Origin of the sequence: Pseudoalteromonas sp. HL-AS1, assembly GCF_031198785.1 — a bacterium.
GTDB lineage: Bacteria > Pseudomonadota > Gammaproteobacteria > Enterobacterales > Alteromonadaceae > Pseudoalteromonas > Pseudoalteromonas distincta.
In genome coordinates, this window is sequence record NZ_CP133569.1 from 471,554 (window position 1) to 487,558 (window position 16,005).

The window sequence follows — 16,005 nt, forward strand, 5'->3', positions numbered from 1 at the left end:
ATGGCAGTGACATTGACAGATGCGGCAGCAAACCGCGTACAATCATTTTTAGCAAACCGCGGTAAAGGTTTAGGCCTGCGCGTTGGCATTAAAACGACGGGCTGTTCAGGTCTTGCTTATGTACTTGAGTTTGTTGACGATTTAAACGAAGACGATGAAACTTTTGCGGCTAAAGGTGTCACATTAATTGTTGACGCTAAAAGCTTAGTTTACATCGATGGCACAGAGCTCGACTACACTAAAGAAGGCTTAAATGAAGGGTTTAAATTTAATAACCCTAATCAAGCAGATGAGTGTGGTTGTGGCGAAAGCTTTACCGTTTAAGCTTTAAATATCTTTGTAGTATAAATAAGCCCTGCCAGTTAATGTAGGGCTTTGTTATTTCTGAATATTATTGGTTGAAGTTATGCGTTACTTTGAATTATTTGCAGTCCCCGTTGATTACAATATTGATTTAGCAACGGTTAACAAGCACTACTTGGAATTACAGCGTACTGTACATCCTGATCGCCACGCGAATGCGAGCAGCCGCGATAAGTTAATGGCTGTGCAAAGCACCGCCGAAATTAACGATGCGCTACAAACATTAAAGCACCCAGTAAAACGTGCCGAATATATGTTGAGTGAGCTAGGCGTTGATATTCGTGCAGAGCAGCAAACCTTGCAAGATCCAATGTTTTTAATGCAGCAAATGGAACTTCGTGAAGAACTTGAAGAGCTAACATCAGCTAGCGATCCTGATACCGCCATTGTAAATTTTGAAAAACAAATTAAGCAATTAAATGCGCAATACAGTGCACAACTTGCTGAGCAATTAGCAAGTAACGATGAGCAGCAATATCAACTTGCCGCAGATAATATTCGTAAACTGAAGTTTGTTTATAAGTTACGTGAAGAACTAGAGCGTATCGAAGACAGTTTATTTGACGATTAATTACTTGCTGCAAAGCGAGCAACACGAGTTTAAAGAGCATTATGGCATTATTGCAAATTGCTGAGCCGGGGCAAAGCGCGGCACCACACGAACATAAACTAGCAATAGGTATTGACCTTGGTACAACTAATTCATTAGTTGCAACAGTGCAAAGCGGCGAAGCCCGCACGTTAACTGATGATCTTGGCGCGGCTATGTTACCGTCGGTTGTTCGTTATCAAGCAGGCGGTATTACTGTTGGCGCAGAAGCTGCACAAGCAGCAACGCAAGACCCTGCTAACACACTTATTTCGGTTAAGCGTTTTTTAGGTAAAACTCAGGCTGAAATAGAGCAAAGTTATGGGCAACTACCGTATGAATTTTGTGAGCACAATGGTGCGCTAGCAATAGAAACTGCGGCAGGTAAAATTAGTCCAATTAAAGCATCAAGCCATATTTTAGCTGCATTAAAAGCACGAGCTGAGCAAAGTTTTGGCAACCAAGAAATTTTAGGGGCTGTAATCACAGTACCAGCGTACTTTGATGACGCACAGCGCCAAAGTACTAAAGATGCCGCAGAGCTTGTTGGTATTAACGTACTACGTTTATTAAATGAACCAACAGCAGCAGCAGTCGCTTATGGTTTAGACTCTGGCCAAGAAGGTATTATTGCTGTTTATGATTTAGGCGGTGGTACGTTCGATATATCAGTACTTAGATTACACCAAGGTGTGTTTGAAGTAATGGCAACCGGTGGCGACTCTAGCCTCGGCGGCGATGACTTTGATTCGCTCCTTGTTGATTACTTTAAGCAGCAAACAGGTGTGTCAGCATTATCACCTTCAGTTTTACGTTTATTTATCAATAAAGCAAAAGCGTGTAAAGAAGCATTAAGCCAATACGCTAAAGTAAACGTGGGCCTTGAGTTTGACGATCAAAAATACACCGTTGAAGTAACGCGCGAAACGTTTGATGAAATGGCTATGCCACTAATTAAAAAAACGCTGCGCTCGTGTCGTCGTGCTGTAAAAGATGCTGGCATTGAAAATGAAGAAGTGCTGCAAGTTATTATGGTAGGCGGTTCAACCCGTATGCCATTGGTACGTAGCCAAGTACAAAGCTTTTTTGATAAAGAGCCGCTAACTTCAATCGATCCTGATCGTGTTGTAGCCTTGGGTGCTGCACTTCAAGCCGACGTATTAATTGGCAATAAGCCCGATTCTGACATGTTATTGCTTGATGTATTACCGTTATCGCTAGGCCTTGAAACGATGGGCGGTTTGGTTGAAAAAATCATTCCGCGTAATACGACGATTCCGGTAGCACGCGCACAAGAATTTACGACGTTTAAAGACGGTCAAACAGCCATGTCATTACATGTGCTGCAAGGTGAGCGTGAGCTTGTTGATGATTGTCGATCGCTTGCTAAGTTTAGCTTAAAAGGTATTCCACCAATGGCGGCAGGCGCTGCGCATATTCGTGTAACCTTTAAAGTTGATGCTGATGGCCTATTAAGTGTTTCAGCTATGGAAAAATCAACAGGTGTACAAGCTGAGATTCAAGTTAAGCCTTCGTTTGGTTTATCTGATGACCAAGTAGCTAACATGCTAAAAGAATCAATGAGCAACGCTAAAGGCGACATGCAAGCGCGTATGCTTAAAGAGCAACAAGTAGAAGCGTTGCGCGTAATAGAAGCGCTTAACGCATCACTTGAAGCCGATGGTGCATTACTTGACGATATGCAACTAGCTAACTTACGCGCTGAAATTGCAGAACTGGTAAAAGTGCGCGAAAATACACAAGAGCCTGGCGAAATTAAAGCAGCTATCGAAAAAGTCGATAATGCGAGTAGCGACTTTGCATCGCGTAGAATGGATGCATCAATTAAAAAGGCCCTTACAGGGCAGTCAGTAGACAACATTTAAGAGAGATTAGAATGCCACAAATTGTTTTTCTTCCACATCCTGAATTATGTCCTGACGGCGCTGCAATTGAAGCTCCTACAGGTCAAACGGTACTCGACGCTGCGCTTAAAAATGGTATTAGCATTGCGCATGCTTGTGAAAAATCGTGTGCATGTACTACGTGTCATTTAGTGATTCGTGAAGGATTTGATTCACTTGAAGAAAGTGATGAGCTAGAAGACGACATGCTAGATAAAGCATGGGGCTTAGAGCCTGAGTCACGCCTTGGTTGCCAAGCAATTATAAGAGATGAAGACCTAGTGGTTGAAATACCTAAGTACAATCTCAATATCGTTAATGAAGAGCACTAGTTTTTAACGATGTATATATTAAAAGCCGCTGTTTGATACAGCGGCTTTTTTGTTTGTGAATTGTAGGCGTGACGAGCAAAGCTCGTATGTTATTTGTAGACGCAAAGCTTGCTGGCGTTATGTGTTTTAACTCTAGGTTATAAATATAGAAGCTGCGCTTCTCACGTGAGCAAAGATCCTAAAATGTTAGCCTTGGCTCTATGTCACGCATTAAAAGCTAACACCTTAAAACGTAATTTTGGAGGTTTATTTTGAGTAATCTTATTTTTTCTGACTCATTTATTAACGGCGAGTTTTATAAAACAGACACGCACTTTAGCGTTAACGATCCCGCGACCGAAAAAAGTATTGTTGATGTAAGCGATATTGACGAGCAGGGTGTAAATAGCGCAATAGCTGCAGCTCAAGGGGCTTTTGTTAAGTTAAAAACGACGAATGCCACTGAGCGAAGCGAAACCTTGATGCGCTGGTATGAGCTAGTAATAAAGCACAAGCAAACACTTGCAGAGCTGATGACTAAAGAGCAAGGCAAACCACTCAAAGAATCCCTTGGTGAGATTGATTATGGTGCAGGTTTTATCAAATGGTTTGCAGAAGAAGCCAAACGTAGTTACGGAGATGTAATTCCGCCAACAGATGACTCGCATCGTTTAACTAGTTTTAAGCAGCCTGTCGGTGTTGTAGCTGGTATAACGCCGTGGAACTTTCCTATTGCTATGGTTACTCGTAAAGTAGCGCCAGCCTACGCTGCGGGCTGTAGCTTTATACTCAAACCTTCTGAACACACGCCACTTTGTGCTATCGCACTTGCTTACTTAGCTGATCAAGCTGGTTTTGTTAAAGGTGCATTTAATGTACTGGTTTCTCAAGATGCCAAAACAGTAGGTAAAATGCTGACTGACTCAGAAGTTGTGCGTAAGTTTACATTTACCGGTTCTACCGGTGTAGGTAAGCAGTTGCTATCGCAATGTGCAGACACAATTAAGCGCACCTCGATGGAGCTTGGCGGTAATGCACCTTTTATTATTTTTGATAATGCCGACTTAGATGAAGCTGTTGAAGGGCTAATGGCGGCTAAATTTAGAAACAGTGGGCAGGCATGTGTTGCTGCAAACCGTATTTTTATACAACGTAATATTCTCGACAAAGTACTGTCAAAAATCACGCCTAAGGTTGCAGCGTTAAAAGTGGCAAATGGTTTTGAAGACGATGTTGATATTGGCCCACTCATTTACCCTAAAGCCAAAGAGAAAGTACAACAGTTAGTACAAGACGCACTCGATAAAGGTGCTACGTTGATTGGCGATAATAGTGACTTAGGTGGTAGCTTTCAAAACCCATTAATAGTAAACAACGTAACGACAGAGATGGATATTTACCACGAAGAAGTATTTGGTCCAGTATTAACGGTTTTTCCTTTTGATGAAGAAAGTGAAGTGCTTGCACTTGCTAACGATGTACCATTTGGTCTAGCAGCCTACTTTTACAGCCAAAATATTAAGCAAATTTACCGAGTTAGTGAAGGGCTTGAATTTGGTATGGTCGGCGTTAATGAAGGTGTTATATCAAACCCAGTAGCGCCATTTGGTGGTGTTAAGCAATCTGGTTTAGGCCGAGAAGGCGGCCATCAAGGGCTTGATGAGTATTTAGAAGAAAAGTACGTGTGTATTAAAATATAACGCCCGTTAAGTTTATAAGCGCGAATTTACTTCGCGCTTTTTTATGACGTTAATATGGCAGATATATGAACTTTATCTTTTACTGTTGCTACACAGAGCACTAAATGCTACCTTTGGAGCCATATTTTTTGTTAATAAAACAACATAAAAAAACAAATAAAAAGTAAAAGGATTTCTATAAGTAGAAATAACCCCGTGTGTAAATGCCACCGTAAGGTGGCATTTTTTTGTTTGGATAGGTATAGGCTGTAATAAGCGTATTTTGAATAAAGGCATGGCTTTATAGGTGCTAACTTATAGGTGTGTAACCGGGTAAGTTATCAAAATCTACCTCATCTAGCTGCTCTGGGTTAGCATATTCATTGATATAATTTTTATAGACTTGCGACTCAATAAAAATAGCAAAAATGTCAGCATCAAGATGGTTTTTAGCAACCATTGAGCCTAAAATAAATAAACACTCACTGACCGGTTTTGCTTTTTTGTAGGGCCTGTCTACCGCAGATAGCGCTTCAAAAATATCCGTAATAGCCATTAACCTTGCAGGCACCGACATTTGCTCTTTGGTTAAACCTCTTGGATAACCAGTACCGTCAAGTTTTTCATGATGACCTAAAGCATATTCAGTCACATTGCTTAAGTGTTTAGGGAACGGCAGGGCATCTAAAATATTTTTAGTTACATCCATATGACGTTTCATTACTTCACGTTCGGCTTCGGTTAACGTGCCTCTTCGTATTGTTAAGTTTTCAACTTCATCAGCTGAGAGCAATGGTGTATTAATATCATTTATAACGAGTTGGTATTTGTTTGCAATGCGTTCAATGTGCTCAAGTTCTGCATCACCTAAAAACTCGCCCCCTACATTCACACGCTGTAATAATGCACGGTCTAATGCCAACTGTTTAAGCTCGGTATCAAGTAGGCGTTCAAATTGTTGAACTTCGATAGGTTTTTGCAGCTTCATCGCACAGATGATTTTTTGCTGATACGCTATTTTTAAATCTCGGCTAATTATTTCAAATTTAGCATCTACATATTTTATTCGATCAAAAATAGTTTCTAGTTTTGTCGACTTTTCCATAATGTGATCGGGAGTCGCGATTTTCCCACAGTCATGTAACCAGCCTGCTATATCAAGCTCATGTCGGTCAGCTTCACTCATAGAAAATGAAGCCAAAGGGCCTTTATTTATATCATGCACGGCATCTGCTAGCATTAACGTGAGTGCTGGCACTCGTTTACAATGGCCACCGGTATGAGGAGACTTTTCATCTATTGCCATCGCAATTGTTTCAGCAAAGGTCGAAAAAAGATCTTCCATTCCCTTAATTAGTGTCGAGTTAGTTAGTGAAATAGCGCCTAAAGAGGCAAAAGATCGAATTAGAGTGACAAGCTCTTCACTAAAAGGAATGTTTTTATTTTGCGCATCTTTTACATTTATAAGCTGGATTACACCAATAATGTCATCTTCATGATCTTTTAAAGGAATTGTTAGCATGGACTCAGAGCGGTAACCCGTGCGGGCATCCATTTTGCGAGCTGCGCTCATATCAAAGGGCAGGGCATCATACACGTCAGGAATGTTAATCACTTCGCCGGAATTTGCAGAGTGGGCAACAATAGCTGTTTCGTTTGGTTTGCCATCAATAAAAAGATCTATATTAGGAAAATCTACAGGGCTCCCTAAAGTGCCACCTACACCTAAATAAAGATTTAATGACTTATTTATTACCGTTTCAAACTTGAGTTGTTTGTTTGGGGTAATAGAGTAAATGCTGCCAGCATCAGAATTTGCTATCGACATCACAACTTGCAGTATTTCATCAAGTAACTTAGACGAGTTTTTTTCTGTTGTTAGCCTAATACTAATATCGATAAAATGCTGAAGGTTTGTTTTGTCTTTAATGTGCTGTCGCATATGTTTACTACTTTTTAGTATGTTTGAAGGCACCATTCCAATCCTTAGCTAGTGTTTGCAAATCAGTGCCCTTAATACGTTCGATAAAAATGGTATAAACGTCAGAGCTAAATACGGTCGTGCTGTGTAGTTCTTTAAATAAGCTAAGCGCTTGTGGCCAGTTTTTATTATAAAAAAGCGTCATGGCCTGCTGCGACTTTTTAACTTCATTTAACTGTTCTTCATCGAGCTTATCTGTAAAATTTATAGGCTCAAACAACTGTATAGCCGTTGTTTTTCCGACAACTTGTACTTTATCTATTAAACGAAATGAAATATGAGGGCATTCCTTCATCGTTTCTTCTGTAACAAGAATAGCTACGCCATAAAATTTGGTCAAGCTTTCTACTCTAGCACCTAAATTAACAGTATCACCAAGAACTGTATAGGCTTTACGGTAAACCGAACCCATATCACCTACATTCATATCGCCAGTACTTAAACCGATACCAATTTTTATTGCAGGCTGATTGTTTTCTGCAAATAACTGATTTATTTGCGTTAACCCGTTAATCATACCCATTGCGGCTTCAACACCATGGCGAGCGTGGTTTTCATCTTTTAGTGGTGCATTCCAAAATGCCATCACCATATCGCCTACGTACTTATCAATAGTCCCGTTATGATCAAATATGATTTTGGTAATAGCCGTAAGATATTCGTTTAAGTATTCACTTAACTGATGGGGCGACATACTTTCTGATAGTGAAGTGAAACTACGAATGTCGGCAAACAACACCGTCATATTTTTTCGCTCACTTTTTTGAGATAAACTTTTACCCTGTAATATCATCTGATTTATACGCTCAGGAGGCATATATTGGTCAAACATAGATTTTATTTTTCGGCTATGTTTCATTTCAGCGATAGAACCAACAATGATGTAATAACCCGCTAATATAATGATGAGTAAAAGGGGCATTAATAAAGGTAAACTAATTTTTTGCACTGACCATAAATAAACGTTTAAAAATATAACGATACTCGTGACTGTAAGAGACAAAACAATAATAAAACGTGCGCTCTTACCGTGGCTAAAAAACGACAGTACGCTACCCGTTAATGTAATGATGAGTAAGCTTGCTCCCAGTGACCAATTAGGTTTAGATGGCAGTAGCTCTGGGTGCATTAACCCTTCAAATATATTGGCATGTACCTCAACACCGGGATACTGTAAACCAACAGGTGTTGATCTTAAATCAGCGAGTCCAATTGCCGATGTGCCAATAAAGGCTACAGTGCCTTCTAATTCCTCTAAACCAATTTTTTTGGTCAAAATATCGGTAGCCGAATAATAAGGGAGGCTATGTGCACGCCCTTTGTAAGGAATTAATATTTGCCCATATTCATCAGTTTGAATCCACTTATCTTGAAACTTTATACCTTCGAATAAGGTTATACCATCTAATATATTGGAACGGGTTTCTATGTTTTCAGCAAGGGTATAAAGTCGAGCAACTTCAAGTGCTAAAGAAGGATAAAGCTTATTGCCAACTCGATTTATAAGAGCTGCTTTACGTATAAAACCATCTTCATCGCTATGTGCATTGATAAAACCGGTACCCGTTGTAGCATTTTGTAACTGTGGAATATTTACAATAGCACCAGGAAACTGGTTTATTTGTGAATTAGTATGATCCGCATTTGCCCATATAACACTGCTTTTAGCTGGCAAGTTTTGATTAGTGAGTTGTTCATCAATCAATAAAAAACCAAGAACAGTATCATTTTTAGATAATGCGCTTGCTAGTTTTGTGTCTGCATCGACTTGTTTAGTAATTTCAGCAAAGGGGATGGTGTACTTTTTTGATAAATCAGGAATTTCAGACATAATTTTTGTAACAGGGTTTTCTTCCTGTTCAGAAAAAAATATATCGAATGCAATAACAATAACACCTGCATCAGTAAGCTTTGTAACAAGGTCAGCTACTTTTGAGCGACTCCAAGGAAAGCGTCCTTGTTCTTGCATGCTCTTTTCATCGATATCAATTATTACAACGGTTTCATCAATACGCCTAGGCGCCTCTGAAAGTGTTAGTAACAACCGAGAGTCGTATATTATACCTTCTACGCGGTTCACTAACTTTGCAAGCGACCCAGTTGAAAATAGCTCTATTGATGCAATTAATAATGTAATAACAGCGCCAATGAAAAAGTGCTTTGAAGTAATTGGTTTTAAGGAGCTAATGAGTAACGCTCCTTGATAGACTAAAAATCAAAAACTCGTCCTTCTCGGCCGCATTCTATTTTTACCTGTTGAGCGTACTGCGTGTGTAAATATTTTTCTATAGCTAATAACTGTTCATCGGTTCTTGATGGATCGTGGCTAATAATAATCACATTTTTAATACTCGCTTTTATCGCAAGCTCAGCCACCTGATCTATGGTGCTATGCCCCCAACCATGTTTAAGAGGCAAGTCTGCATCTATAAATTGAGCATCATGAATTAGTAAATCAGCGCCTTCAATAAAATTGACCCATTCGCTAATACTTGTGTTTACCTTGTCTGGCGGATTTAGCTCATTGTCGGTAACGTAAGCCACCTTTTTTTCATCTGCTTTAATACAATAAGCAGTACCACCACCAGGGTGATTTAGTGGAGCAGTCGAAACCAAAAAACCATTAAGTGTAAATTGCTTTTGAGACGATAAATCAGTATTAAGCGTAATGCTGGCAGGTAAATCTTGATAACACACCGGAAAGTACGAACCACTCATTTGCTTTAATATGGCATCTTCACTTTTTTTATCATCAACGTTACCCACAGTAATAGTTATATCGCGGTTAGGTTGGTAAATAGGTTTAAAAAAAGGAAACCCTTGAATATGGTCCCAATGGTTATGCGTTAGCAAAATATTGATAGGACTTTGTGTTCCTAGTAAACGTGTACCGAGTTCTACAATACCGGTACCAGAGTCTAAAATAAGATCTTTACCGTTACTTTGTTCAATGTACACACATGAGGTATTTCCCCCAAAAATGTGCGTATTACTTCCTGCTGAAGCCATTGAGCCTCTAACACCAAAAAATTCAACTTTCATAATTTAAGGCTAAGCTCCATCTTCTACAAAATTGAATTTAGAAATACTAACATTGTTAGAGTTAGTGTCATTACAGGTGCTGCTTACAACTACTTGGGTGTCATTTTGTAAGATGATTGAAGTAAATACATGTGTACTGGTACATTGGCTTGCTTCGTAAAACCCACTGCGATTCGGCCCAAACGTATCGTCAATTGTGCCATCAGCTAAAATACGTGCCAACATACCTTTATTATTGCCCATACCAACTAAAACAATATTGTTGTTGCTATCAAAAACGGCACTTTTTACTTCGGTATCTCCCGTTGAAGCTAACGCGTATTGGCCTAACGGATAGCTGTCATCAATTACTCCGGATGCAAGTAATCGCGTAATACTGGCTTTATTAGGTGTATCTACAACGTTTGCAATTAAATATAATTTATTTGATTCGTCGACTAAAACTTTTACCATTTTATTCTCGGTATCAGTGGTTGTTTCACCTGTGTATTTGTAGGTTTGCTCGCCGTCGGAGTCGAGCTTTAATGCTACTAATTCTGAACTGGCACCTGATACAGATTTACCACCAATAAAAATATTATCATCATTAATAAAAACACTTTCATAATATTCAAAAGGTATTCCTATAATTGTTCCATTACTACCAAAGTTATCGTCAAGTGTACCGTCAGAATCTAGCATCATGATAAACGAGCTAGGGGTATCAGCTATAACTACAGAGCCAACTGCAACAATGTCGCCATCATGAAGTGCTAAATCAGTTAAGTTAAGCTTTTCAGCACCTGAAATAGTAGTATAGTAAATACCATCACTGGCGAATGAGGTATCTAAATCACCATTTTGATCAACTTTAGCTATAAAGCCCTCTTCACCGTCAGTTTTGCTTTTAGATCCCGCAATAAATAAGCTTCCGCTATTGTGTTCAACCAAAGCTATATTAAATGCGCTTAAATCTATGGCAATTTCTTTATGGCCACTTTCGCTAAAGCTAGTATCGATATCACCTGCACTCGTAAAGCGTGTTAATACTAACTTAGTAATTGAGTCCGATTTAGCCGTTGATGCAAGAATGTACTTACCGGCATGAGGGTCATTGCTAAGTTGTAAAACGTGCATTGATTGATGGTCAGATTCTGCGCTTATAGTATCAAAAGCAAGATAACCAACGTCTGCAAAGTTGGTAAATAATGTGGCTTGCTCGTCAACTGCAGCAACAAATGGTTTGGTGGTTGAGTCGTCAACAACACCCGATATCCATACAGTATCATTAGCATCTATAGTTGCTGATTTGGCAAATTGTTTTCCATTGATATCTGAAATGATATTAATACCTGATGCACCATAAGTACTATCAAGTGAGCCGTCTGAAGTTAAAATACGGGCAGAAAATAACTTTTCGTTAGCTGAAACACCGGTAGTGCCAGATAAAGTAATTCCATTTTTAATTGGCTCGTATTTTACGCCTGTTACGTTCGCGCCACCATTACCTGCACCACCGTTACCATCAATATCGTAAATAGCAGTACCTGCATCACCAAAACTCGTTATAAGAGTACCCGTTTTATCAATAGCCAAAACCACGGCTTCTTTTTCACCACTGTTACGAGTTATGTAACCACCTGCAAAAGCTGTAAATTCGGTGTTTTTAGCGCCGCCAATTGCAAATAATTCGTCATCTTTATTATTCTCAGACAAGTCGAACGATAATGCTGCGCTACCATTAAAACTTCCGTTGTTTTCACCATCAGAAATTAAATAACGAATAAGTACGTCTTTATCGCCAGTTGCACTTGTTACACTGCCGGCAACCATAAGATCAGAGCTATTAAAGTTTTTAATAGCAAACGCTTCGTCATCTCTATTAGCACCGCTCACATCGACTATTTTAGGGCTTCCGGCTTCATAAGCGAGTGTAGATATATCGTATTTTATCCATAAGCTATCGTCGTCGTTACCATTAAATGACTTACCAACAGCTTGAATTTTATTGTCGCTAAACTCAAGGTCATTAATAACGAGAGTGCTTGCTAATGCGGTACAGTGAATACCTGAATTATTATCTCCAGAGTTATTACTTAATACGCCAGCGGTATTCATTTTCAACAAACATGCTTCGGTATTTGTGCCATCAAAACTAGTGTAAGCAACAAAGAGGCTTGTACCATCAGAGATAATAGCAGTTGCTTCTTCATCATTTTCTAAATCTAATACCTTAACGCCATCACTGTTAAATGCTGTATTTATCACACCACTCGTTGTATAGGATGCAATAACAATATCTTTGTCGCTGTTATTACTAAAACCTACAAAGTAAAGGTTATTATTTAGCTCAATACTGTCATTAAATTCACCACTTGAAAAAACACCCGAAAGCTCAAGTTCACCTGTTATAGGGCGACCAAATGTTTCATCTTCAACAGGAACTAGAGGCTCCGCATCATCAGTGACATCAATTATTATATCAATAGTAGTTGTTTCGTTAGGCGTACCATCGTCAGTAATAGCTAGGCTCAATATGTACTGAGGAGTTGTTTCAAAATCAAACGGGCTTTCACCTTTTACAGTTAATAAGCCAGAATCATTGTTTATTTCGAATATGGGGGCACCACTGAGCAGGGTGTAACTTAAATTTTGGTTCTCAATGTCTGAGGCACTAACAGTCCCAATAGTGTCACCATCGGTTGCGTTTTCGCTAATATTAAAACCTTGGTTTGACGCAACTGGAGCATCGTTAATTGGAGTAATCGTAATTGATAAACTACCAGTATCTGTAGCGTTATTCCCATCATTTACAGTATAACTGACAACAACAATACCGTTGGTATTTGCAGCCGGTGTGTACTGTAGTTTGTTATCGACAACGGATACTGAACCGCTATCGACTGACGCTGCTGTTATGCTTAGGCTATCACTATCCGCGTCTGTATCATTAACCAGCACATCAATGAGTAGCGGCGCAGCATCTTCATCCATAGTCGCCGTGTCGGCATTTGCAATGGGTTCATCGTTTACGGGAGTAATAGTAATAGATAGTGTTGCTGTACTGGCACCACCGTTGCTATCAATTGCCGTATAAACAACAGTTGCGAGTCCATTTGCATTGGGTGCAGGGGTGTATTGAATTTGATTGCCAACTACTGAGACCGAGCCAATGTCAGCTGAGGTTGCACTAATTGTGAGGCTGTCGCCATCTACATCTGAGTCATTGGCTAATACGTTTATTAGTATTGGCGCTGCATCTTCAGCCATGGTAGCCGAATCGGCGTTTGCTATTGGAGCATCGTTTACGGGGGTAATAGTGATAGTTAACGTTGTTGTACTGGCACCGCCGTTGCTATCGCTTACAGTATAAGTAACTGTTGCTAAGCCGTTGTCGTCGGCTGCCGGTGTATATTGAATTTGATTACCAACCACTGATACAGAGCCAATATCAGCTGATGCTGCGCTTATGGTAAGGCTGTCGCCATCCACGTCTGAGTCATTGGCTAATACGTTTATTAGTATTGGTGCTGCATCTTCATCTATCGTAGCTGAGTCTGCGTTTGCTATTGGAGCATCGTTTACGGGAATAATAGTAATTGTTAAGTTAGTAGTTGCAGTACCGCCGTTACCATCACTTATTGTGTAGTTAATAATTGCTGTTCCGTTTGTATTAGGAGCAGGCGTATATTGGATTTTATTATCAACAACAGATGCAGAACCTCTATCTGCAGTAGCGGCTATTATCACAAGAGTATCGCCGTCAATGTCGGAGTCGTTAGCTAATACGTTAACTAATAACGCAGGAGCATCTTCGTTCATCGTTGCTGAGTCAGCATTTGCAGTAGGGGCATCATTAACGGGTGTAACAGTAATCGTCACACTTGCTGTTCTGTCGTTTATACCTTCATTACCAGTGTTATAACCATCGGTAATGGTGTAAGTCAGTACTATCTCACCTGAAAAATTTGCTGGTGGAGTAAACTGTATTTTTCCGGCGACAATAGTCGCTTCACCAGCAGTATTTTCTATATTAGAAATAGTAATTGTATCGCCATCTGCATCAGTGTCGTTAGCTAGCACATCTAATAAAGATGCAGAGCTGTCTTCGTCTAACGTATATTGATCGTCATTGGCTTGTGGAAAAGTATTAACGCCGCTTTCACTTAAGGTTACTTGAGCTGTTGCAGTTAAACCTTGCTCATTTGAAATTGAATAGGTAAAGCTATCTACACCAATAAAACCTAAGTCTGGCTGATAGGTAAACGAGCCATCAGCATTTAATGTTAGTTCGCCATTTTGAGTTGTATTAATTGCCGTGGTATTAACCGATAAATCACCAGCCTCAATATTAAAGTCGTTAATTAACAAGCCATTTTGTACTGTTACTTCAAATAGTTTATTTTTGCTAAATTGATAGGCATCATTTTGTGCAACAGGGTTATCGGGTTCGCTGTTTATTACTAAAGTTACTGTGGCTGTAGAGGTTGCACCTAATGAGTTTATAGCTTGGTATTGAAATTGATCAACACCATTAAAATTAGCATCCGGCACATAACTAAAGCTGCCATCAGTTGCTAATAATAGTTGGCCATGTGTGGGTGCCACCATAAACGTTTCATCAACTGAAAAACTGTCATTATTTGGGTCAGTATCGTTACTAAGCACACCATTGGCTGCTGTAACCACAAGTGTTTCATCTTCGCTTAAACTATAGCTATCATTTTTTGTTACAGGGGCTACGTTAGTGTTTGAGCTTACAATAGTTACATTTGCAATAGCCTGAGCACCTTGAGCATCAACAACTCTATACTGAAAGCTGTCTTGGCCTTGCATATTTTGCTCGCCTTGGTATTCAAAGCCACCATTATCAAAAAGGGTTAATTGTCCTCTTGTTGGTTCGCTAACCGGCGTTGTATCAACAGTTAAGTCATCTAAGTCTATATCGCTATCGTTTATAAGTAAGCCTGGCGATAGGACAACTAAGGTTCCATTGTTTGTAACGCTGTAAGTATTATCAAGCGCTATAGGAGCGTCGTTAACAGCTAAAATGGTTATCTCTACAACTGCGGTGTCTGTCATACCTAGCTCGTTAGCAACTTGATAGCTAAAGGCATCTTCACCATTAAAGTTTGCAATAGGGATATAAGTAAAATCCCCATTTTCATTTATATTAAGAGTGCCATGCTGCGGTAGAATTAATGCATCTGCATTTACACGTAAATCGCCACTGTATTGATTCGTATCATTTGTTAGCACGTTACCTTGCAGAGTTTGATCTTCACTTATCTGAAACTGATCGGCATTTGCCTCTGGTGCAAATGCAAGCTCTCCACCCACTGGCGCTATGTTTATTATATTAGCAAAACCACTTTCACCACTGCCATCAACACCGGTAATAAGTACTTGGTAACTTTTATTAGTAAGTGACTCGGTAATGCTTAATGCAGTATCTTGAATACTTAAAAATTGTTGCCCATTCTCTAATTCATTAATATTAGTAGATGAGACTCCAGCTTGAGTTGCAATATAAACGTTGTAACGATTAAGTTCGGGGTTGGCTTGCCACGAAAGATTAATATTATCTTCGTCTCGTTGTGCTGTAACACCTTCAATTTGATATGGTTGCCAGTTAAAAGTGATTGCATCAGCAAGTGCTTGATTATTTAAAGTGTCAGTTATCCATATTTCAAGGCGTATTTCCCCTGGAGTTGCGCCATAAAGCGCAGGGCTGAGGCCTATAATTGACTTTTCGTAGTCAACACCACAATCAGAAGAACAAAGTGATATGCTTTTATTAACGCTAGGGAGTACTAAATTAACTTCAGCAATGCCATCAGTATCCGAAGCTTCAAGTAAAAAAGAAACATTACCTTGTACGGTGTCGTTTGTTTGTGAAAAAACAATATTAGCGCGAGTATTAGCTAAACTTGCTCCAACAACCCCTCTACTTGAAGTGACAGCACCTAAAACTTTTGTACTCTTGGTTTGATTACTCGCTATAACACCAGCCAAATTTATATAGCTAGTCACCGTTGGCATTACTTCAGCCGTAGGTGATTGTATTGCCTCTTGAGTGGGACTTTCTTCTGAGCCTCCACAGGCACTTAACAAAAACACCACAGAACCAAGCAAAAATATATTTTTTGCTGTCATT

The 16,005-nt window shown here is 39.6% G+C and carries 9 protein-coding genes; 5 read left to right on the top strand and 4 right to left on the bottom strand.

What is annotated here, in order from left to right; genetic code table 11:
* From iscA to RB214_RS02180, 5 genes are all read left to right on the top strand, one after another.
* Window positions 1-324, top strand: a complete 324-nt coding sequence (iscA, locus tag RB214_RS02160; protein WP_002958427.1) for an iron-sulfur cluster assembly protein IscA — start codon at window positions 1-3, stop codon at window positions 322-324.
* 82 nt (window positions 325-406) lie between these two features.
* Window positions 407-934 (top strand): co-chaperone HscB, encoded by a 528-nt coding sequence (hscB, locus tag RB214_RS02165; protein ID WP_024597117.1) that lies wholly within the window; start codon window positions 407-409, stop codon window positions 932-934.
* Between the two features lie 41 nt (window positions 935-975).
* The gene (gene hscA / locus RB214_RS02170; protein WP_309168204.1) at window positions 976-2,838 is read left to right on the top strand and encodes a Fe-S protein assembly chaperone HscA; all 1,863 of its coding nucleotides are present in this window, start codon (window positions 976-978) and stop codon (window positions 2,836-2,838) included.
* An 11-nt stretch (window positions 2,839-2,849) separates the two neighbouring features.
* Entirely contained in the window at window positions 2,850-3,188 is a 339-nt protein-coding gene (fdx, locus tag RB214_RS02175) for an ISC system 2Fe-2S type ferredoxin (protein ID WP_002958430.1), read from the top strand.
* Between the two features lie 251 nt (window positions 3,189-3,439).
* Window positions 3,440-4,867: an NAD-dependent succinate-semialdehyde dehydrogenase gene (locus tag RB214_RS02180; protein ID WP_309168205.1), complete on the top strand. Its 1,428-nt coding sequence runs from the start codon at window positions 3,440-3,442 to the stop codon at window positions 4,865-4,867.
* A gap of 289 nt (window positions 4,868-5,156) precedes the next feature.
* Here RB214_RS02180 and RB214_RS02185 read toward each other — a convergent pair whose 3' ends face one another.
* From RB214_RS02185 to RB214_RS02200, 4 genes are all read right to left on the bottom strand, one after another.
* The gene (locus tag RB214_RS02185; protein WP_024597119.1) at window positions 5,157-6,824 is read right to left on the bottom strand and encodes an HD family phosphohydrolase; all 1,668 of its coding nucleotides are present in this window, start codon (window positions 6,822-6,824) and stop codon (window positions 5,157-5,159) included.
* Window positions 6,796-8,907: an adenylate/guanylate cyclase domain-containing protein gene (locus RB214_RS02190; protein WP_309168208.1), complete on the bottom strand. Its 2,112-nt coding sequence runs from the start codon at window positions 8,905-8,907 to the stop codon at window positions 6,796-6,798. Before RB214_RS02190 ends, RB214_RS02185 begins: the two co-directional genes overlap by 29 nt.
* A gap of 128 nt (window positions 8,908-9,035) precedes the next feature.
* Window positions 9,036-9,869, bottom strand: a complete 834-nt coding sequence (locus RB214_RS02195; protein WP_309168209.1) for an MBL fold metallo-hydrolase — start codon at window positions 9,867-9,869, stop codon at window positions 9,036-9,038.
* Window positions 9,870-9,878: 9 nt separating this feature from the next.
* On the bottom strand, window positions 9,879-16,004 hold the full coding sequence (locus RB214_RS02200) for an Ig-like domain-containing protein (protein WP_309168211.1): 6,126 nt from the start codon (window positions 16,002-16,004) through the stop codon (window positions 9,879-9,881).
* Between the last annotated feature and the right edge of the window lies 1 nt (window position 16,005).

What these genes read in the sequence shown, in the direction of transcription:
- RB214_RS02185 (WP_024597119.1), bottom strand. Translation starts at nt 6,824, where the DNA reads ATGGTGCCTTCAAACATACTAAAAAGTAGTAAACATATGCGACAGCAC.
- RB214_RS02195 (WP_309168209.1), bottom strand. Translation starts at nt 9,869, where the DNA reads ATGAAAGTTGAATTTTTTGGTGTTAGAGGCTCAATGGCTTCAGCAGGA.
- hscA (WP_309168204.1), top strand. Translation starts at nt 976, where the DNA reads ATGGCATTATTGCAAATTGCTGAGCCGGGGCAAAGCGCGGCACCACAC.
- iscA (WP_002958427.1), top strand. Translation starts at nt 1, where the DNA reads ATGGCAGTGACATTGACAGATGCGGCAGCAAACCGCGTACAATCATTT.
- RB214_RS02200 (WP_309168211.1), bottom strand. Translation starts at nt 16,004, where the DNA reads ATGACAGCAAAAAATATATTTTTGCTTGGTTCTGTGGTGTTTTTGTTA.
- hscB (WP_024597117.1), top strand. Translation starts at nt 407, where the DNA reads ATGCGTTACTTTGAATTATTTGCAGTCCCCGTTGATTACAATATTGAT.
- fdx (WP_002958430.1), top strand. Translation starts at nt 2,850, where the DNA reads ATGCCACAAATTGTTTTTCTTCCACATCCTGAATTATGTCCTGACGGC.